Below are 16,828 nucleotides of genomic sequence, written 5' to 3'. Positions count from 1 at the left end.
CCCCCCCCCCGCCACTCCAGTTGGACCCCTTGGGCGACCTGGCTGACCGCACCGGTCACCCGGTAGCCGAGCACCACGGTCTCGGCTCCCCCCGTGTCGATGTGCGCGTAGAGGGTGCCGTTGACCTTCTCCGTCTCGACCGCCAGCTCCGCGCCCGCGCCGTCGACGGCGGTGATCCCGTGCACCTCGTAGACGCGGTCGTGGTCGGTGGTGTAGAGCATCGTCTCGGTGAGCGCCCGGGTGAAGGTCTCCGGTGCCCCGCCCTCGAAGGAGAGCGTCTCCTCACCGTGCAGGACCCCGTCCTCGTCCAGGTCGAGGCGGATGTCGTTGGTGATCACCGTCTCAGAGGCCGAACTCCGGGCTGCGACCGGGTCGGGGGGCCCTTGTACTGTTGGTGCCGGTGCCGCCGCCGTCACGGCATGGGCCGTCCCCACGGCCCCGACGCCGGTGACCACCGTGAACAGCGAGGAGAACACGAGAGCGGCCGCCGCGAAGGCGACGGCCGGGCACCTGGAGCCAACCCACCACATGACGCGAGAGCCTATCCGGTCCCCCCGTTCCCCCCGTGCACTGACGCCCCTCCCCAGGAGTGGTGTGTTCCGTCGCCGACGGGTGACTCCGTGGTGAGCCCGGCCCCGACCGCCGGTCCCGGGTTCTGGTCCGAGCGGCCGGGATTCCTCCAGCGGCTGAGCGTGGGCGTCTCCTTCACGCTGTGCGTCGGGCTGGCCGCGGTCGGCTTCACCGGCTTCCTCGCGATCTCGGAGATGCTCCCCACCGCCGAGGCCGCCTGGTCGGGTTCGCGCCCGTTCGGCGCGCAGGGCCAGGCCCCCGGGCCGACGACGGCCGAGATGCCGCTGACCGACACCGGTACCGACCTCCTCCGTGACAACCCGCTCTACGAGGTCGGCGAGCTGGGCGAGGTGACATGCCACGCCCCCGAACTGGACCCGGACGACCCGGAGTCCATGGAGGCGTTCGTCCACGCGATCGCCGACTGCCTGGACGAGGCCTGGAGCGGCTACTTCGCGGCGGCCGGGATGGAGTTCACCTCCCCCAACCGCGTCTACTGGTACGCGGAGGGGCACAGCCCCTGCGGCCCCTTCCCGAAACGGGACACGGCGGCTTTCTACTGTCAGGCCAACCAGGGGCTGTACCTGGGGGTGGAGGACATCGTCGCGGCGTCGGCGGGCACCGACCGGCCGGAGGCCTACACCTTCCTGCTCAGCCACGAGTACGGTCACCACGTCCAGGGCCAGTCCCGCATGCTCGCCGAGTACCGGGCCGAGCGCGCGGGAACCGATCAGGAGACCGCCGAGGAGCTGNNNNCGCCCCCGCCGCAACGAACTCCAGGCCAACTGTCTCGGCGGGGTGTTCCTCGGCGCCTCGGGGTCCTCCCTGGACCTCGGGAGGGACGAGCGGGAGAACATCCTCGACGACGTCGCCCGGCGCAGCGACCACGGCGACGAGCGCACACACGGGCGGGAGTCCAACGGGCGCCTGTGGACCGAGCACGGCATGGACCGGAAGGATCCGGCCGCGTGCAACACGTGGAAGGCCGACGAGGACCTGGTGCGGTGAGCGGCGTGCCCGGTCCGGCCGAACGCCAGGCCGACCGCCGTGTGCTCGGCACGGTGGCCGCCCTGCTGTCCCTGCTCCTGGCACTGGCGGTGCTGTCCTGGTCAAGCGCCGAGGACGGATCCGTGGCCGAGCCCCCTCCGGGGGCCGGGGGCACCGACGCCGACGCGGCGGGGGTACCCGACCGCTCCACCTCCGACGGTTCCGCCGCCGGCGTGGTCTCGCGGAACGCGGAACAGCGGCAGCGGCCGTCCGGGCGCGCCGCCCTGGTCGCCAACCCCCTCTACGACACCGGCCGGCTCAGCCCGCTGCCGTGCCCGGTGCCCGAGCCGGACGTGGACCGCCCGGAATCGATGGAGGTCTTCCTCCACGAGGTCGCGGACTGCCTGGACGACGCGTGGAGCACCCAGTTCGCACGGGCCGGAATCCCCTTCGAACCGCCGCTGCGCGTGTTCTGGGAGGAGCCCGGGGTGAGCCCGTGCCGCTCCTATCCGTCTCCGGCGGGCGCCTTCTACTGCCGGGCCAGCCGGAGCATCTACATCGGCACGGCGGACGTGGTCGAGAAGTGGAACGGCGCGACGGAGAGCGTCGTGTACGCCTCCCTGCTCGCGCACGAGTACGCGCACCACGTCCAGGGTGAGTCCGGGCTGCTGGACTACTACCACGAGCAGCGCCGCCAGGAGGACGACGTCCTGGAGCGCAACTCCTGGACACGGCGGAGCGAACTCCAGGCCAACTGTCTGGCGGGCGCGTTCCTCGGCTCGGTCCGGGTGGGCTACCCGCTGGACGACGACGACCTCGACGCACTCCTGGACGACGCCGCGGCCACCGCCGACCGCGAGGACGGTGACGAGGCGCAACGCACCCACGGTTCGGCCGACAACGGTGTGTGGTGGACGCGGAGGGGTTGGGAGGAGCAGACTCCGGGCGCGTGCAACACCTGGGGAGCGGCGGACGAGTCACTCGTCCAGTAACGCTGTCACTCGAACACTCAGCGTGGCAGGATGCTGATATGTCGGACGCAGCCCCACCCCCCGTCCCCCGCCCCACCTCTGACGGCGACCGCGTGGAGCTGCGCGTGCACGGGGTGGCCGGTGGACAGGCCGAGGAGCTCCTCGACGTCGAACCGGCCATGCGTGTGGCGGGCGACGGCCTGGCGGGCTTCTTCCGCTGGCGCGGTCGGCACGACACCGAGACCGTTCCGGGCGTACGCCGGGAGATCTTCGCGTGGGGGAACCTGACCTCGGGCAGCTCCTCACGGGCCCTGTGGCTGCTGTTGCTCCCGTTCATGCTGCTCAACCTGGCGTACTGGACCCGTCCGGGGCGCGTGGACCGGAACCCGGGCGGTGCGCGCCAGGCGGCCAACCACGTCTACGACGGCTCCGTCCGTCTGCTGGCGCTCTCCCTGACCGTGCTCATCACCCTGGCCGCCGCCGGGATCGGGATGGACCTCATCGCGTGGCAGTGCACCGCCCAGGCCCAGACCTGTCTCCGCGCGCGGCCGTGGCTGGGCTTCCTCGCCGACCCCTCCTCCCCCCTGTCGGCCCCGGGTACCGCCCTGCTGCTGGGCGCTCTGCTGCCGATGGCCGTGGTCGTGGTGCTGTGGGTCCTGTCGCGACGCACGGAGAGCGAGTACGAGGTGGTCCGCGGGCCGATCCCACCGGTGACGAGTGACGCGGCGCCGCTCAGCCGGCCCGAGTTCTGGCACAACGGGGAGGTCCTGGCGCGGCTGCGGTCCGCGCACATCGCGATGGCCCTGGGCACCGTGGCCCTCCTGTTGGTGCTCCCGGCACTGAGGTACGACCTGGCCGTGCGCGCCGCCGCGGACGGTCCCGGACCGGCGGCGTGGCTGGTCGGAACGGTACTGGCGGTACTGCTGGGAACCGTGATGACGGCGAGCACCGCGAGTGTCACGGTGCCGGAGGCCGACACGAAGTGGAACGCGCGCGTCGACCGCGTCTGCCGCATGCTTCGGGACGCCACGATCGCCCTCGGCGTGGGCGTGGCGGTCTACACCGCGTGGCCGCGCTCGGGCTGGGCGGCGTCGGGCCCCCTGCCAGGAGACGGCGCGACGCTCAACGCTCTGTTCACCGCCCAGGGACTGCTGGTGCTGGTGCTGCTGGCGGCATCGGTGGTGCTGTACGTGTCCGACCGGGCGCACGACCGGACGGCCATGTGGGGCATGGCCGGACCAGCGACCGCCGCCCTCGGCGCGCTGCTGGGCGGTGGTTTCTCCGCCGCCCTCGTCTACCAGGGGTCGTTGTGGCTCAGCGGGTGCGACCCGCTGGCGCCGAACGGATCGGCCTGTCTGGAGGTGCGCCCACCGACGGCCTACTCGTGGCTCCAGCTCGCGTTCGCGCTGGAGGCGGTCATCGCGCTGGCCGTCGTGGCCGTGGTCGCCCTGGAGCTGCGGCGCGCCACCCGAGCCCACCTCCCGGAGGTCACCGAGCAGTACGCCCGCAGCGTGCGCGACCGCCGTACGTGGGAGATCGCCCGCGCGAGGGCGATCGGCCGCATGACCGAGATCCTCCCCGCCGTCATGGCGACCTTCCTGGCACCCGTGGTCCCGTTGGTGGTCCTGGTGCTGTACTCGGCCTTCTCCGGCGACGTCGTGGCGGGGCCGCGGTCGGCCGACACCGCCGTGTCCGGCGGGATCGAGGGGGTCGCGCGGGAGACGGTGGCGGTTCTGGTCAGCATGGGGGCCGTCCTGGGCGGCGCGGCCCTGCTCGGGGTGGCCTGGATCGCCCCCAGCGCCTACCGGGACCGGCCGACGCGCCAGGCGGTGGGCGCGCTGTGGGATGTGGGCACCTTCTGGCCGCGCGTGGCGCACCCCCTGGCCCCGCCCTCCTACGCCGAACGGGCGGTGCCGCAGCTGACCGCCCGGGTGGCGCGGCTGGCGCGGGACGGCACCGACGTGGTCCTGTCGGGGCACTCGCAGGGGTCGGTCCTGGCGGCGGCCACGGTCTGGCAGCTGCCGGAGGACTGTGTGGGACGGGTCGCGCTGATCACGCACGGTTCACCGCTCGACCGGCTCTACGCGCGCTACTTCCCCGCCTACTTCGGCCCGTACGCCTTCGCCGACCTGCGGCGCCGGGTGTCGGGCTGGCGGAACCTGTGGCGGGTCACCGACGCCATCGCCGACCCCGTGCGCACGGTGGAGCGTTCGGCCGACGGCCCGGACGTGCCCGGGGTGATCGCCCCGGCCGAGCCGCTGCCGGACCCCCGGAGCTACGACCCGCCCCCGGGGGAGGCCCTGCGTCCGGAGATCCTGGGGCACAGCCGGTACACGGACGACCCCGCCTACGCGGAGTCGCTGTGGAAGGTCCTCAACGACGTGGGCGACCGCCATCCGTGAGCCCGCGCCGCGCGTCGGGTCGCGGGTGGCCTACCAGGGACCGTAGGGGCCGTTGTTGCGTCCACCGCTCGCGCCCTTGACCGCCGGGCGCACGTCCAGGAGGAAGACGAGGGTCGCGACCAGGCCGAGGATGACGAACATGCCGCTCCCGGAGAACACGGCCAGGAGGGCGAGGCCGGTGGCGACGCCCGTGAGGATCAGCCAGAGCTTCTTGGTCTGCTTGTCCATCAACTCGAACGCCTGGGCGGGGGTGCGGATCACCTCGATCAGCGCGTACAGACTGGCCACGAAGGTGACCAGGTAGATGGCCTGCCAGATCAGTCCGAACAAAACGCACACTCCCGACGACGTGTCCCGGCGGGTGTTCCGCCCGCTCTCCACGGTAAACGCACCGGCGGCGCCGATCGTGCCCGACCGAGCCCGGGATCACATCCGTCGTGGTGCGGGCGGCCCGGAGGCCGTCAGACCGGGATGTGCCACAGGCAGGTGACCACCGCGAGGAGGAAGGCCGAGCCGCCCATGATGACCGCCCCCGCGTGGTACGGGAGTTCGTCGTCGGGGCGCAGGAGTCGGTTGACGCGGCGGACCACACCGGCCTGGGCGTTCTCGTCCAGGGCGGCCATCGCCCCGGCGGGCACCGGCGCGGGTCCGGCGGCGCCGAAGCGCAGGAGGGCCATCGCGAGCTCGCGCGAGGAACTGGTGCGGCGGGCCTGGTCGTCGGCGCACATCTCGATGAGCAGGGCGACGCTCTCGTAGTAGGTGCGGACCAGGGCGGCGCGCGGGAAGGCGCGCTTGAGCGAGGAGAACGGCAGCAGCACGAGGTCGTGGCGCTGGCGCAGGTGGGCGTGCTCGTGGGCGAGGACGGCGGCCAGTTCCTTGTGGTCGAGGACCGCCAGGGCACCGGCGCTGATGACGACCTGGGAGCGCAGGACGCCGGGCAGGCAGTAGGCGGCGGCGGCCGGGTGGTCCACCACGCGGGCGCCGGGGACGTCGGGGTGCTCGCTGGCCACGAGTTCGAGGAGGTCGTGGTGGCGGCGGCGCACGCGCACGACGTGGATGAAGGAGGAGACCAGTCCGTAGAAGAGGACGAGGGTGAGCACGATGGCCAGGGCCACGGCCACGATGTGGCTGACGCCCTCCAGGCCCCGGGAGAGCTCGGTGATCAGCAACCGCCCGGTGACGATGTCGGTGGCCAGCGCGAGCAGGCCCGCAGCGGCGCCGAGTTCGTAGGTGGACAGCCCGTAGGCGAGCAGCGCGCCGATGGTGGACACGCCCCACGCCAGGCCCAGTGCCTGCCAGGTGATCACGGCGGTGTAGGGGCCGCGCGAGGGCCACTTGGCCCGGTGGAGGGCCGCCATGGCGAGGACGCAGCCGACCGCGACGAGTGAGAGGAGGGCGGCACTGACCATTCGGACTAGTTCCTTGGCTGCTCGATTTCCGCGAGTGCGCGCCGGAGCGCTTCAGCCTCCTGGCCGTCCATGGACTGGACGAAGGCGGCCAGGGCGGCGTCACGGTCTCCCGTCTGCCCGAGAGCGTCGAACATCAGCTCGGACACGTACGCCTCACGGCTGGCTGCCGGACGGTACCGCCACGCACGACCCTCACGTGCCCGGGTGACGACCTTCTTCTTGGCCAGTCGGTCGAGCACGGTCATGACGGTCGTGTGTGCGAGGTCGCGCTCGGCGAGCGCCTTGCCGACCTCGCGAACCGTCATGGGTTCGTTCTGCGCCCACAGTACATCCATCACCGCGCGTTCGAGTTCGCCAAGCCGAGTCATACCGTCGAGTCTACCGGCGCTAGTACTACAAGCGATAGTGGGTCCCGTAAGTCTCTGACCTGGGAAAACAAAGAAACTTCTCGTGTGACGGGAGTCGCACACGGCATCACATGCATACTATCGCGCCCTCCCGTGGCTCCACCCCTCTCAGGAGTAGTCATGACACGTGCCACCACCGCAGAGACCCCCATCGGCGACCTGAGCCGGTCCTGGAAGCGCTACCTGCGCGCCGAAGGCAAGGCGGACACGACCGCCAGGAACTACCTTCTCACCCTCAAGCACTTCGCCGCCTGGCTAGAGCGCGAGGCCCTCCCGGCCACGCCTGCCGAGATCGACGCGGACACCATCACCGACTTCCTCCTCGACGTCGCCGACCAGACCAGCGGCAGCAACGCCGCCTTCCACTACCGGAACCTGCGGGCCATGTACCACTGGCTCACCTCCCGCCGCGAGCAGGCCCTCAAGCGCAGCGAGAACCCGATGCTCGACGTCGCCGAGCCCAAGGCCGTCGCGCCGCCGCGGCCGTCCTTCACCGACGACGAGGTGGCCGCCATGCTCAAGGCCTGCAAGGGGAACGGGTTCTTCGCCCGCCGCGACGAGGCGATCATCCGCCTGTTCTACTCCACGGGTATGCGCATCAGTGGCATGGCCGGCCTCACCTACCGACCTGACACCCCCCAGCTCGACAACCCCGCGGCAAACGACGTGTTCCTCGACGGCCGCCAGCCGCTCGTGCGGCTGCGCCTCAAAGGCGGTGAGGTCCACCTGGTGCCCATCGGGCCGAAGGCCGTCCTCGCCCTGGACCGGTACCTGCGCGTCCGCTCCGCTCACCGTCACGCGGACCGACCGGAGCTGTGGCTCGGACCGCAGGGCGGGATCGGCCCCCAGGCGGTCCACTACATGCTCAAGCGCCGAGGCGCCCAGGCCAAGATCACCTCACGCGTCCACGCCCACCGGTTCCGCCGCACGCTGACAACGCGCCTTCTCGACGAGGGGGTGGACCGGGCACACGTCGCGAAAATCCTCGGGTGGAACGACTTGCGCAACGTTGCTCTGTACGCCTCGGACACCGAGCAGCAGCGCGCGTGGGACGCGGTCGCCCAGGCCGGAATCGACTCCCGCGTCTGACCCTGGCACGCCTCACCCCCGACCGTCTCCCCACGGTCGGGGGTGAGCGCTGTATGCCCTGAGTCGGGCGAGGGGTCAGGCCGCGCTGGTCAGCCAGTCATGACACCAGGGGGTGATCAAGCCCGGGACCGCGTTCTCGATCAGATGCACGGAGGTGGGAGTGACCGGCCAGTCGGGATTCCACCAATTCAGCCGCTCCCACAGTTCCGGGTTTTCGTACAGATCGGGCATGCCCACGCTGTGGAAAAGACGCCGCCGAGCCCAGTCGGGAAGCTGGCTGATGTAGGCCCGGATGAGTTCCCCGTAGGTGATGCCGTCGCGGGCGATGATGAGGTGGTGGCCCGGGTTGACCTCATACGGGATGTACGGGATGTCGGCTCGGAGTGTGTCGAGGGTGACGGACAGGTCCGGTTCGAGGATGGCGGCACCACGGTGTGCCTGGACTGGGGTGTGCAGCGGCATGGATATCCCCTCCCTGTGCTGCATGGGCCCGCGATGGGGGCGGGGACGAATCATGTTAATGGGAAAGTTTGTACGACTCCATAGTTACGGTCCGTACAATTCGCGCCGTGAGCCCAGCCCATACGATGCGTGGTTGGTTTACAGGATTCTCGACCTATTTCGGCCAAGTTCTCATGTTTGGCCAGCTCAGCCAGACCCCCGTTGACGCTCCCACCGCCGCCGCTCCGAATCCAGCATGAGTCGGGCTTGAGCCTCAGCATTGTCCATGGCGCGCTGAATCATCGCCTCGGCGACATCATCTGGAATCCCTTCGGTGTCGGCCATGAGGTCCCGGACAATCTTCTGCGCGCGGCCGGTCATCCGGTGGTAGCGCTCCTCGGTGGCGAAACGGTCTACGTCATTAGGCGGTGGCGGTGGTCCTGGGTCTTCTTCTGCGCCCCAGAGGGTTGATCCGTCGGCGGCCACGAGTGGGCCACCGCGCAGCGCGTCCCGTAGCGTTCCGCGCCTGAGTTCGTAGACCCGCTCCAGGGCGGTGAGGGTCTTGTCCTGGTAGGTGTCGCGGGCGCCGGTCTCGATGTCGATGATGACGCGCCGGGACAGGTCGGCGACCTCCGCCACCCGCTCCATCCATCCCGGGCGGGTCCGATATCGGGTCGGGTCGAGCGAGGTTCGATGGGCGACCAGTGCTGCGCCCACCGCCTTCAGTCGATCCTGCGAGTCCATGGCGAGGTCTCCTGTGCGTGGGGAAGTGGTGACTCTAGGAAATCCTAGGGAAGTTTTTTCCTGAGCCAAGGGAAGTCTACGGGTTGGCCAACCTCGGCCAGGTAAGGGGTCTGTACCTTGACGCGAAGGAAGATGCTTCCCCCAAGGGTCTAGTTGTACTTGTGTGAGGGAAAGATGTTCCCTAAGCTGAGGTCATGCCTCAGCCGATCACCCATGGCCCCGCGATCCGCGCGATCCGCGAGGCGAGTGGCGTCAAGCTCGCCGTGCTCGCCCAGCGGGTCGGCATCGCCCCCAGCTACCTGACCAACATCGAGAAGGGCGTCAAGCAGCCCGCCCTGGACACGGCTCTCCGCATCGCCTACGAGCTCGGTGTGGACCCCGACGCCGTCACCTACCCCGCGTGCAGCCACGACGCGGAAGAGGTGGCCTGACATGGCTCACCGCGACCCGAAGCGACGCTCGGAGAACGCACGCATCGCCGCGCACTGGTCCTGGGGCGACACCAAGGACCGGTCCGCGCGGACTCTGCCTGCCCGCCGCGCCTCCGCTGCGCGGTTCGAGCGGCTCGTCGACCCCGACGGCGTCATGGACCCCGCTGCCCGAGCTGCCGCAGCGGACTCCGCGCGACGTGCGCACCTGCGCCAGATGGCCAAGAAGCGGTGGGACGCCTACCGCGCCGAGCGGGCCGCGAAGCGCGCCGCCTGACCTCACCCATGACAAAACCCCCGCGAATCCGCCAAGACCACACGGGGGCTGTCGATGCCGAAAGGACTGAACCTCTCATGAGCCAGCCTACCGCCCAGACTTCCGACGACGAGCAGACGCGCGCGCTCGTCGTCGCCCTCCGCGACGCCTTGGAGAAGCGACTCCGCGAACCGGAGGCCATCGCCAGCATCCTCGGTGGCCTCGATGCCTTCCTCGACGGGCGCGATGTCGATTCGATCATCGTGCTCCTGGGGCGCATTCGCGACACGGGTGACAGCAAGGGGGCGACCCGATGACCACCGTCCTCACTGTCGCCGCCGTCGCCGCGGTAATCCTCACGCCTCTCGGCTACGTGGCCATCTCGATCATCACCCTGCCCCGCGCCGTCGCCACCCAGCTGGCCGAGGTTGACGCCGACCTGACCCGGATCGCTGACGCCGTCACCGACACGAACGGGAGGGCGCTGTGACCGCGCTGATCACCATCGCCGTCCTGGCCCTGGCCGCCGGGATCGGGGGCACCCTCGCCGTCGTCATCGCCTGGCGGCACGGCGCGCTGGAAGACGAGCGGGCCCGGTCCGCCCGTCTGGAGTCCGAGCTGATCGAGGCCAACCGGATCATCCGCCGTCTGTCGAGCGGCACCGACGACATCATCCGCGCTGCTCGCGGCACGCACCACCGCCAGGAGGAGCCCCGTCGAAAGGAAGACCTGTGAGTGGACCACGATCCATCGGCACCCGCGGCGAGACCGGCGTCGTCCGGTACCTGCGCGCCCACGGCTGGCCGTCCGCCGAGCGGCGCGCGCTCGCCGGAGGCACTGACCTCGGCGACATCACCGGCACCCCAGGACTGTGCTGGGAAATAAAGAGCGGCAAAACCGCCGAGGCCGCCCACGACGCCGACGTCACGAAGTGGCTCGCCGAGACCGAGACCGAGACGCTCAACTCCGGCGCGGACCTGGGCATCCTCGTGACGAAGCGCCGCGGCTACAGCGCCGCCTCGGCCGGGTCCTGGTGGGCGCACCTGGACCTGACCACCTGGCAGGCCCTCACCCGCGGCCGCATGGTCGTGACCGCGCCCCTCGTCGCCGCCCCGGTGCGCCTCCACCTGTCCACGCTGGTGCCGATCCTGCACGCCGCCGGGTACGGCGACCCCGGCCCGGCCGCCGAGGGCGAGGTGGCGTGATGGGCGAGCAGCACGTCGACATCACCGACGAGGCCACGCTGATCGGAACGCTACGGCTGGTCCGCGCCCAGATCGCCGAAAAGAAGGAGATCGAGGCCGCCCTCGTCGAGAAGGTCAAGACCCTCCTGGGGGAGGCCACCGAGGCGAGGATCGGCGGTGAGCCGGTCGTCTACTACCGGTGGACCAAGCCGCGCGAGCAGGTGGACACCCGGCGCCTGCGCAAGGAACACCCCGACCTCGTCGAGGAGTACACCCGCACCACCGCGCCGTCCCGTCGGCTCGTCCTTCTCGACCCCGCTACCGGAGAAGAGGGCCGGTCGTGATGTTCACCCAGCCCGGCGACGCGCCCGGTATCGAGCCCGACAGCAGCGAGGGCATTCGCCGGATGCTCACCGAGATCATCCTCGACGCCTCCACCAACGCCCCGCGGTCCCGCCAGCGGCGGATCGGCCCGTCCGAGGTCGGCGACCCCTGCCCGAGGCGACTCGCCTACAAGCTCATGGACTGGCCCGCGGCGAACGACGGCGGTGACCCGTGGCCGTCCATCGTCGGCACCGCCACGCACGACTGGCTGGCCAACGCCCTGGAACGCCACAACCGGCAGACGGGGACGAAGCGGTTCCTGGTCGAGGAACGGGTCCACGTGGACGACTCCTCGGTATCCGGATACCGGTTGTCCGGCTCCTGCGACGCCTACGACACCGCCACGCACACGGTGATCGACCACAAGGTCGTCGGCGACTCGGTGATGCGCAAGTACAAGACCGAGGGCGTCCGCGAGCAGTACCGGATCCAGGCCAACCTCTACGGCCTCGGTTGGGAGAACGCCGGGTACACGCCGCAGACCGTGGCCCTGGCGTTCTACCCGCGCGGCGGGATGCTCGGCGGCCTGTGGGTGTGGACCGACGTCTACGACCGCACCGTCGCCCTCGACGCCCTCAAGAGGCTCGGCACCATCCGCGACGCCCTCATTGCCCTCGACCCGGAGGCCCGCCCCCAGATGTGGGAGCACCTCCCCGCCCAGCCTTCCAGCGCGTGCAGATTCTGTCCGTTTTGGAAGCCCGGAAGCGCTGACCTCGCCGTCGGCTGCCCCGGAGATCTCACCACCCACCAGGCCACGACGGCCGCATAGGAAACGGAGAACCCACCATGTCTTTCACCTTCTCTCAGCCCTCCGGTGGCGGCGGATTCTTCAAGCCCGCCGAGCACGACGGTCATCTCGTGCTCATCACCAACTGCCACAAGATCGAGGACCGCTACGACCAGTTGAAGGGCAAGGAGACGCCCGCCGCCACCGTCGACGTGGTCGACCTGGACGGCGACGCCGAGCTGCGCGAGGGCGTCCTGATGACCCACGGCGGCCTGGTGAACCGCCTGTCGCCCGGCGCCCACATGGTCCTCGGCCGCATCGGCAAGGCCACGACAAGCAGTGGTTTCGAGGCGTGGGTCCTCCAGCCCTTCGACGAGACCGGACAGGACACCCAGCGCGCCCAGGCCTGGCTGGAGAACCACGCGAAGCCGACCCAGCCGCAGCAGCAGGCGTCCGCCGCCCAGACCCCGGCGGCTCCCGCGTCGTCGGCCACACCGATGGCCGACCCGAACGACCCGGCCGTCCAGGCGCTCCTGGCGAGCCTCCAGCAGAAGTAGCAGGTCAGAAGGCGGGACGGCGGGACGTCCCGGGGACGCGGAAGGGGGAACGCGGGAGCAAAAAAACGTCCCCCCGGGACGTCCCTTCCCGTCCCCCACCCGTCCCGCCGAACGTAGGACCCAGCCCGACCGGACCCAGCCGGACACGCCGCGTGCAACCCCGCGGGCGGGCACCACGCCGAACCAGCCGCACGACGACGAGGGGGAGAAGTGCAGCAACTCGACACCGCCGAGGGGGAACGCCTTCGCGACGCCGGGATGACCGCCACCGAGGAAGCCGCCGGGGACGACGTGGCCGCGATCGACCTCCTCATCGCCCGCGCCGCCGCCACCGGCCACCCCTTCTCCGCCAACGACATCCGCGAGCACCTCCCACCCGGCGTGCGCGGCGGCGCGATCGGCGCCCGGTTCGCCCACGCCCGCCGCCGCGGCGTCATCACCGCCGTCGGCTACGTCACCAGCACCGACCCCGGCACCCACGCCCACCAGGTCCGCCAGTGGCGAGGCGTGGCCCGATGAGCGCCCCCACCGACCCGACCGACCAGCACGACCCGGACAGGAACCACGTGACCGAGCGCTCCACCCTCGACGCCGCCTTGGCCCTGCACGCCGCCGGGCTGTGCGTCATCCCCGCCGCCACCGACGGCACCAAGGCCCCCGGCACCGGCCGGTGGCGCGACTACATGACCACCCGCCCCGACGAGGACCAGCTGCGCGCCTGGTTCGCCCACGGCCACCCCGGCATCGGCATCGTCGCCGGGGCCGTGTCCGGCGGCCTCGTCGCCCTGGACGTGGAGGGTCGCGCCGTCGCTGAGGGCGTGTTCACCCGGTATGTCGAACTCGCCGACAACTCCGGCCTCGGCGACGTCCTCCGCCGCGTGATGGGCGGCTACACCGAGCGGACCGCGTCCGGCGGCCTCCACCTCCTGTGGCGCGTGGATGACGGCCAGGGCGTGGAGAACATGAAGCTCGCCCGCCGACCCTCCACCGAGGAGGAGCTGGCCGCCTTCAAGGCCGAGCAGCAAGCCAGCATCGACATCGAGCCTGATGAGCAGACTCGGGCCAAGCGTCAGAGCAAGCTCGACAAGACCGATGCCGATGACCGCCCTCAGGTCCTCATCGAGACCAAGAGCGAGGGCGGATTCCTCGTCGTCGCCCCCTCCCGCGGGCCCGTCCACCCCACCGGGCAGCCGTGGACCCTCCAGGCCGGCGGGCCCGACAGCATCGTCACCCTCGAGCGCGAGACCTCCGACGCGCTTCTGGAGCTGGCGCGGATGCTCGACGTCATGCCCCGCCGTGAAGCTCCCTCGGCGTTCTCCCAGCCCGCCAGCACCCGCCCGGCCGACGGGGGCACCTCCCCCGGAGACGACTACGAGGCCCGCGTTGACTGGTCCGACATCCTCACCCCCCACGGTTGGACCGAGCTGTTCCACACCGGACAGACCCGGTACTGGCGACGCCCGGGGAAGCGCATGGGCATCAGCGCCACCACCGGCCACGCCTCGGACAGGGACCGCTTGTACGTCTTCACGACGAGCACCGAGTTCGACAGCGAGACCCCCTACACGAAGTTCGGTGCCTACGCCCTCCTGGAGCACGGCGGCGACCACAAGGCCGCGGCGAAGGCGCTCAAGGCCGCCGGGTACGGCCAGCCCACGCCCGAACCGCCCCGACACCTGTCCGTCGTCGGCGGCCAGTTCTCCCAGCCCGGCCAGGCCGCGGCCGCCGACGGCACCGCCGCCCTGGCGGTCGACGAACCCGCGCCCGTAACCGCGCTCGACACCTACAGCCGCACCGACGACGGCAACGCGCTGCGCCTCGTCGACAGCCACGGCCACGAGGTGCGGCACTGCCCGCAACGCGGGTGGCTCGTCTGGGACGGCCACCGATGGACCTGGGACGATCGAGGCAAGATCCGCGAACTTGCCCGGGGCATCGCCCGGGGTCTGCCCGACGAGGCCAAGGAGGACGCCAGCCACAAGGCCCGCACCCTGTCCGCACGCGGCCTGGAGTCCATGGTCAAGGTCGCCCAAACCGACCCGCGCATCGTCACCCCGCTCGCCGAGCTCGACGCCAACCCCTGGCAGCTCAACACCCCCGCGGGCGTCGTCGACCTGCGAACCGGCGAACTCGGCGATCCGGACCCCACGGCACTGCACACCCGATCCACCCTCGTCGCCCCCGACTTCGAGGCCCCCGCCGACCGCTGGCACCAGTTCCTCGACGACACCTTCGGCGGCGACCAGGACCTCATCACCTACGTACAGCGCCTCCTCGGCCTGTCCCTCGTCGGCACCGTGCTCGAGCAGATCCTGCCCTTCGCGTTCGGCGACGGCGCCAACGGCAAGAGCACGCTCGCCGATACCGTCATGCGCCTCGTCGGCATCGGGGAGACCGGCTACGCCATCTCCGCGCCCTCCGAGATGCTGCTCGCCTCCTCGGCCAACTCGCACCCGACCGAGATCGCCCGGCTGGCCGGGGCCCGCTTCGTCGTCGCCTCTGAACTGGACGACGGCCAGCGGTTCGCCGAGGCCCGGATCAAGATGCTCACCGGCCGCGACGTCATCACTGGCCGGTTCATGCGCCAGGACTTCTTCTCCTTCACCCCCACCCACACCCTGTGGCTGCTCGGCAACCACCAACCGCAGGTGCGCACCGGCGGCCCTGCGTTCTGGCGCCGCCTGCGCCTCGTCCCGTTCCTGCACACCGTGCCCGAGGAGCGGCGTGACGCCCACCTGGAGGAGAAGCTCGTCGACGGCGAGGGACCCGCGATCCTCGCGTGGCTGATCCGTGGGGCCGCCTCCTACATGGACGACGGTCTCACCACCCCGGAGAGCGTGCGCGTGGCCACCGCCACCTACGCCCAGGATCAGGACACCGTCGCCCGGTTCGTCTCCGACATGTGCACCACCGGCGACCCCGCCGTGCAGGGGATGACGACCGTCGTCGCGAAGATCCGCACCGCCTACGAGAACTGGTGCCGCAGCGAAGGCGAAGAGCCCGTGTCCGCGAAGAAGCTCACCGGCGAGCTGAACCGCAAGTTCGGCGTCAGCGCCAAGCGCGACAGCCGTGCACGGTACTACGCGGGCATCCGCCTGAACGTGTCATTCGACGACGAGGGAGCGGAGTGAACGTGTCATCCACGAAGAGTGATCGATCGGCTCCGAATGACACATCGGGGGACTCCAATGACAGGTTGAATGACACATTCAACCCAGCATTTCCACAGGTCATGACACGTATGACAGGTGTGACAGGTTTTCCCCGCATCCCCTCCCACGCGCGCACGAAGCGACACGACATCCCCTCTACAGCGCACCCTCACCCCGAAAACCTGTCATACCTGTCACACCTGTCATCGCCGCAGATCAGCCGCATGACGGATGCTCCAGCGACCTGTCACCCGATCCGTCACCGCCGGAGCCCCCGATGAGAGCCCCCCGAGTCCGCGCCCGTCTCGACGCCTGCCCGCGCTGTGAGAGCGCGATCATCGTCGCCCTCGACTCCGCCGTCGCCGGGCTGCCGGTCCACGCCGATCCGCTCCCGCTCGACGGGCCCGCCGAACTCCAGGCCCGCATGGAGGGACGCACGACCTACAACCTCGTCGGCCACCCCGCGGTCGGCCAGGCCCTCGTCGAACGCCTCCCCGAACTGATCCGCCACCGCTGCCACCCGGTGGTCGCCACCCACCGCTGTCCCGGCCCGGTCCCCGCCACCGCCATACCGCCGCCGCGTCAGACCGCACCGGCCGAACCGGATCTGTTCACCCCGCCCGACGAACCGCCGTACTGAGGAGGAGACGATGAGCACCGACCTGAACCCCGCCACCCTGGCCGAACTGCGCCGCTCCCGCGAGGTCCTAGCCGCGGCCCTGCGTAAGGGAAAGAACACCGCCTCCTCGCACGCGGATGAGCTGATCGACACCTACCACGCGGCCCTCCTGGACGCCTGGGAGGAGCGGCAACGCACCACTCCCGTGACCGCCCGCTGGGATCGCCTCGCCGACCGCTCCGACGATGACACCACGTGGGTGTACTGCGTCGCCGAGACCGGCCAGCCCGTCGCCCTGGTCCTCGACGAGGAGCACGCCGAGGCGCTCGCCGGGTCGCTGCTCGGCAACGAGGACGACGACCAGGAGGAGGACGCCGGACTCCGCACTCAGATCGCCGCCACGGTGAGGACCCGATGAGCGTCGTCGCCGACCAGATGCCCACTGCCCAGGCCTGCTCCATCGACGGCTGCGATAGCCCCGTGCTCGCCCGCGGTTGGTGC

At 70.7% G+C, this 16,828-nt stretch carries 21 protein-coding genes and 2 pseudogenes (1 of these 23 cut by a window edge); 17 read left to right on the top strand and 6 right to left on the bottom strand.

What is annotated here, in order from left to right; genetic code table 11:
* Positions 1 to 530 (bottom strand): annotated as a pseudogene (locus tag D471_RS34460) (DUF2207 domain-containing protein); it reaches 1,286 nt to the left of the window's first position.
* A gap of 156 nt (positions 531 to 686) precedes the next feature.
* Here D471_RS34460 and D471_RS38420 point away from each other — a divergent pair.
* The 3 genes and pseudogenes from D471_RS38420 to D471_RS0114250 all read left to right on the top strand — a co-directional run bounded on the left by D471_RS38420 (position 687) and on the right by D471_RS0114250 (position 4,930).
* A pseudogene (locus tag D471_RS38420) lies at positions 687 to 1,578 on the top strand (neutral zinc metallopeptidase).
* A complete protein-coding gene (locus tag D471_RS0114255; RefSeq protein ID WP_026127722.1) occupies positions 1,575 to 2,549 on the top strand; it encodes a neutral zinc metallopeptidase in 975 nt (324 codons plus the stop codon). Before D471_RS38420 ends, D471_RS0114255 begins: the two are co-directional and overlap by 4 nt.
* 38 nt (positions 2,550 to 2,587) lie before the next feature.
* Positions 2,588 to 4,930, top strand: a complete 2,343-nt coding sequence (locus tag D471_RS0114250; protein ID WP_017599233.1) for a hypothetical protein — start codon at positions 2,588 to 2,590, stop codon at positions 4,928 to 4,930.
* A 30-nt stretch (positions 4,931 to 4,960) separates the two neighbouring features.
* Here the strand turns inward: D471_RS0114250 and D471_RS0114245 are convergent, their stop codons facing one another.
* The 3 genes from D471_RS0114245 to D471_RS0114235 form a co-directional block, all read right to left on the bottom strand.
* Positions 4,961 to 5,260: a DUF2516 family protein gene (locus D471_RS0114245; RefSeq protein WP_017599232.1), complete on the bottom strand. Its 300-nt coding sequence runs from the start codon at positions 5,258 to 5,260 to the stop codon at positions 4,961 to 4,963.
* A 131-nt stretch (positions 5,261 to 5,391) separates the two neighbouring features.
* Positions 5,392 to 6,339: a M56 family metallopeptidase gene (locus D471_RS0114240; protein WP_017599231.1), complete on the bottom strand. Its 948-nt coding sequence runs from the start codon at positions 6,337 to 6,339 to the stop codon at positions 5,392 to 5,394.
* Between the two features lie 5 nt (positions 6,340 to 6,344).
* Positions 6,345 to 6,707: a BlaI/MecI/CopY family transcriptional regulator gene (locus D471_RS0114235; protein ID WP_083924217.1), complete on the bottom strand. Its 363-nt coding sequence runs from the start codon at positions 6,705 to 6,707 to the stop codon at positions 6,345 to 6,347.
* 159 nt (positions 6,708 to 6,866) lie between these two features.
* On the opposite strand from D471_RS0114235, the gene D471_RS37660 reads away from it, so the two are divergent.
* Positions 6,867 to 7,835 (top strand): tyrosine-type recombinase/integrase, encoded by a 969-nt coding sequence (locus D471_RS37660; protein WP_017599229.1) that lies wholly within the window; start codon positions 6,867 to 6,869, stop codon positions 7,833 to 7,835.
* A gap of 75 nt (positions 7,836 to 7,910) precedes the next feature.
* Here D471_RS37660 and D471_RS0114225 read toward each other — a convergent pair whose 3' ends face one another.
* Positions 7,911 to 8,297 carry a hypothetical protein gene (locus tag D471_RS0114225; RefSeq protein WP_017599228.1) on the bottom strand — a complete coding sequence of 129 codons (387 nt, stop codon included), beginning with the start codon at positions 8,295 to 8,297 and terminating at the stop codon, positions 7,911 to 7,913.
* A gap of 186 nt (positions 8,298 to 8,483) precedes the next feature.
* The gene (locus tag D471_RS0114220) at positions 8,484 to 9,020 is read right to left on the bottom strand and encodes a hypothetical protein (RefSeq protein WP_017599227.1); all 537 of its coding nucleotides are present in this window, start codon (positions 9,018 to 9,020) and stop codon (positions 8,484 to 8,486) included.
* A 194-nt stretch (positions 9,021 to 9,214) separates the two neighbouring features.
* Here D471_RS0114220 and D471_RS34450 point away from each other — a divergent pair, with 194 nt between their 5' ends.
* The 13 genes from D471_RS34450 (at position 9,215) to D471_RS0114155 (ending at position 16,745) form a co-directional block, all read left to right on the top strand.
* Positions 9,215 to 9,451, top strand: coding sequence for a helix-turn-helix domain-containing protein (locus tag D471_RS34450; RefSeq protein ID WP_017599226.1), 237 nt, complete (start codon positions 9,215 to 9,217; stop codon positions 9,449 to 9,451).
* Position 9,452: 1 nt separating this feature from the next.
* Complete coding sequence (locus tag D471_RS0114210; protein WP_017599225.1) at positions 9,453 to 9,725, top strand: hypothetical protein; 273 nt, start codon at positions 9,453 to 9,455, stop codon at positions 9,723 to 9,725.
* A 77-nt stretch (positions 9,726 to 9,802) separates the two neighbouring features.
* Positions 9,803 to 10,021, top strand: a complete 219-nt coding sequence (locus tag D471_RS0114205; RefSeq protein WP_017599224.1) for a hypothetical protein — start codon at positions 9,803 to 9,805, stop codon at positions 10,019 to 10,021.
* On the top strand, positions 10,018 to 10,194 hold the full coding sequence (locus D471_RS40195) for a hypothetical protein (protein ID WP_017599223.1): 177 nt from the start codon (positions 10,018 to 10,020) through the stop codon (positions 10,192 to 10,194). The genes D471_RS0114205 and D471_RS40195 overlap by 4 nt, the downstream gene beginning before the upstream one ends.
* A complete protein-coding gene (locus D471_RS0114195) occupies positions 10,191 to 10,439 on the top strand; it encodes a hypothetical protein (RefSeq protein ID WP_017599222.1) in 249 nt (82 codons plus the stop codon). Before D471_RS40195 ends, D471_RS0114195 begins: the two co-directional genes overlap by 4 nt.
* The gene (locus D471_RS0114190) at positions 10,436 to 10,909 is read left to right on the top strand and encodes a hypothetical protein (RefSeq protein ID WP_017599221.1); all 474 of its coding nucleotides are present in this window, start codon (positions 10,436 to 10,438) and stop codon (positions 10,907 to 10,909) included. Before D471_RS0114195 ends, D471_RS0114190 begins: the two co-directional genes overlap by 4 nt.
* Positions 10,909 to 11,232 carry a hypothetical protein gene (locus D471_RS0114185; RefSeq protein WP_017599220.1) on the top strand — a complete coding sequence of 108 codons (324 nt, stop codon included), beginning with the start codon at positions 10,909 to 10,911 and terminating at the stop codon, positions 11,230 to 11,232. Before D471_RS0114190 ends, D471_RS0114185 begins: the two co-directional genes overlap by 1 nt.
* Positions 11,232 to 12,041, top strand: coding sequence for a hypothetical protein (locus D471_RS0114180; RefSeq protein WP_026127719.1), 810 nt, complete (start codon positions 11,232 to 11,234; stop codon positions 12,039 to 12,041). The genes D471_RS0114185 and D471_RS0114180 overlap by 1 nt, the downstream gene beginning before the upstream one ends.
* 17 nt (positions 12,042 to 12,058) lie before the next feature.
* Positions 12,059 to 12,556, top strand: coding sequence for a hypothetical protein (locus tag D471_RS0114175; protein ID WP_017599219.1), 498 nt, complete (start codon positions 12,059 to 12,061; stop codon positions 12,554 to 12,556).
* Positions 12,557 to 12,766: 210 nt separating this feature from the next.
* A complete protein-coding gene (locus D471_RS0114170; RefSeq protein ID WP_017599218.1) occupies positions 12,767 to 13,075 on the top strand; it encodes a hypothetical protein in 309 nt (102 codons plus the stop codon).
* A complete protein-coding gene (locus D471_RS0114165; protein WP_017599217.1) occupies positions 13,072 to 15,687 on the top strand; it encodes a phage/plasmid primase, P4 family in 2,616 nt (871 codons plus the stop codon). The genes D471_RS0114170 and D471_RS0114165 overlap by 4 nt, the downstream gene beginning before the upstream one ends.
* A gap of 298 nt (positions 15,688 to 15,985) precedes the next feature.
* Complete coding sequence (locus tag D471_RS0114160) at positions 15,986 to 16,348, top strand: hypothetical protein (protein ID WP_017599216.1); 363 nt, start codon at positions 15,986 to 15,988, stop codon at positions 16,346 to 16,348.
* Positions 16,349 to 16,358: 10 nt separating this feature from the next.
* Positions 16,359 to 16,745: a hypothetical protein gene (locus D471_RS0114155; RefSeq protein WP_017599215.1), complete on the top strand. Its 387-nt coding sequence runs from the start codon at positions 16,359 to 16,361 to the stop codon at positions 16,743 to 16,745.
* Positions 16,746 to 16,828 lie beyond the last annotated feature (83 nt).

Origin of the sequence: Nocardiopsis lucentensis DSM 44048, from assembly GCF_000341125.1 — a bacterium.
In the GTDB taxonomy this organism is placed as follows: domain Bacteria; phylum Actinomycetota; class Actinomycetes; order Streptosporangiales; family Streptosporangiaceae; genus Nocardiopsis; species Nocardiopsis lucentensis.
The sequence above is the reverse complement of the archived record's forward strand: the minus strand, read 5'-3'. Positions and strand labels throughout refer to the sequence as shown.

Excerpts from the sequence above, each read along its gene's own strand:
- D471_RS0114175 (WP_017599219.1), top strand. The coding sequence starts at position 12,059 with ATGTCTTTCACCTTCTCTCAGCCCTCCGGTGGCGGCGGATTCTTCAAG.
- D471_RS0114185 (WP_017599220.1), top strand. The coding sequence starts at position 10,909 with ATGGGCGAGCAGCACGTCGACATCACCGACGAGGCCACGCTGATCGGA.
- D471_RS0114160 (WP_017599216.1), top strand. The coding sequence starts at position 15,986 with ATGAGAGCCCCCCGAGTCCGCGCCCGTCTCGACGCCTGCCCGCGCTGT.
- D471_RS37660 (WP_017599229.1), top strand. The coding sequence starts at position 6,867 with ATGACACGTGCCACCACCGCAGAGACCCCCATCGGCGACCTGAGCCGG.
- D471_RS0114235 (WP_083924217.1), bottom strand. The coding sequence starts at position 6,707 with ATGACTCGGCTTGGCGAACTCGAACGCGCGGTGATGGATGTACTGTGG.
- D471_RS34450 (WP_017599226.1), top strand. The coding sequence starts at position 9,215 with ATGCCTCAGCCGATCACCCATGGCCCCGCGATCCGCGCGATCCGCGAG.
- D471_RS0114180 (WP_026127719.1), top strand. The coding sequence starts at position 11,232 with ATGTTCACCCAGCCCGGCGACGCGCCCGGTATCGAGCCCGACAGCAGC.
- D471_RS0114225 (WP_017599228.1), bottom strand. The coding sequence starts at position 8,297 with ATGCCGCTGCACACCCCAGTCCAGGCACACCGTGGTGCCGCCATCCTC.
- D471_RS0114205 (WP_017599224.1), top strand. The coding sequence starts at position 9,803 with ATGAGCCAGCCTACCGCCCAGACTTCCGACGACGAGCAGACGCGCGCG.
- D471_RS0114210 (WP_017599225.1), top strand. The coding sequence starts at position 9,453 with ATGGCTCACCGCGACCCGAAGCGACGCTCGGAGAACGCACGCATCGCC.
- D471_RS0114155 (WP_017599215.1), top strand. The coding sequence starts at position 16,359 with ATGAGCACCGACCTGAACCCCGCCACCCTGGCCGAACTGCGCCGCTCC.
- D471_RS40195 (WP_017599223.1), top strand. The coding sequence starts at position 10,018 with ATGACCACCGTCCTCACTGTCGCCGCCGTCGCCGCGGTAATCCTCACG.
- D471_RS0114240 (WP_017599231.1), bottom strand. The coding sequence starts at position 6,339 with ATGGTCAGTGCCGCCCTCCTCTCACTCGTCGCGGTCGGCTGCGTCCTC.
- D471_RS0114165 (WP_017599217.1), top strand. The coding sequence starts at position 13,072 with ATGAGCGCCCCCACCGACCCGACCGACCAGCACGACCCGGACAGGAAC.
- D471_RS0114250 (WP_017599233.1), top strand. The coding sequence starts at position 2,588 with ATGTCGGACGCAGCCCCACCCCCCGTCCCCCGCCCCACCTCTGACGGC.
- D471_RS0114220 (WP_017599227.1), bottom strand. The coding sequence starts at position 9,020 with ATGGACTCGCAGGATCGACTGAAGGCGGTGGGCGCAGCACTGGTCGCC.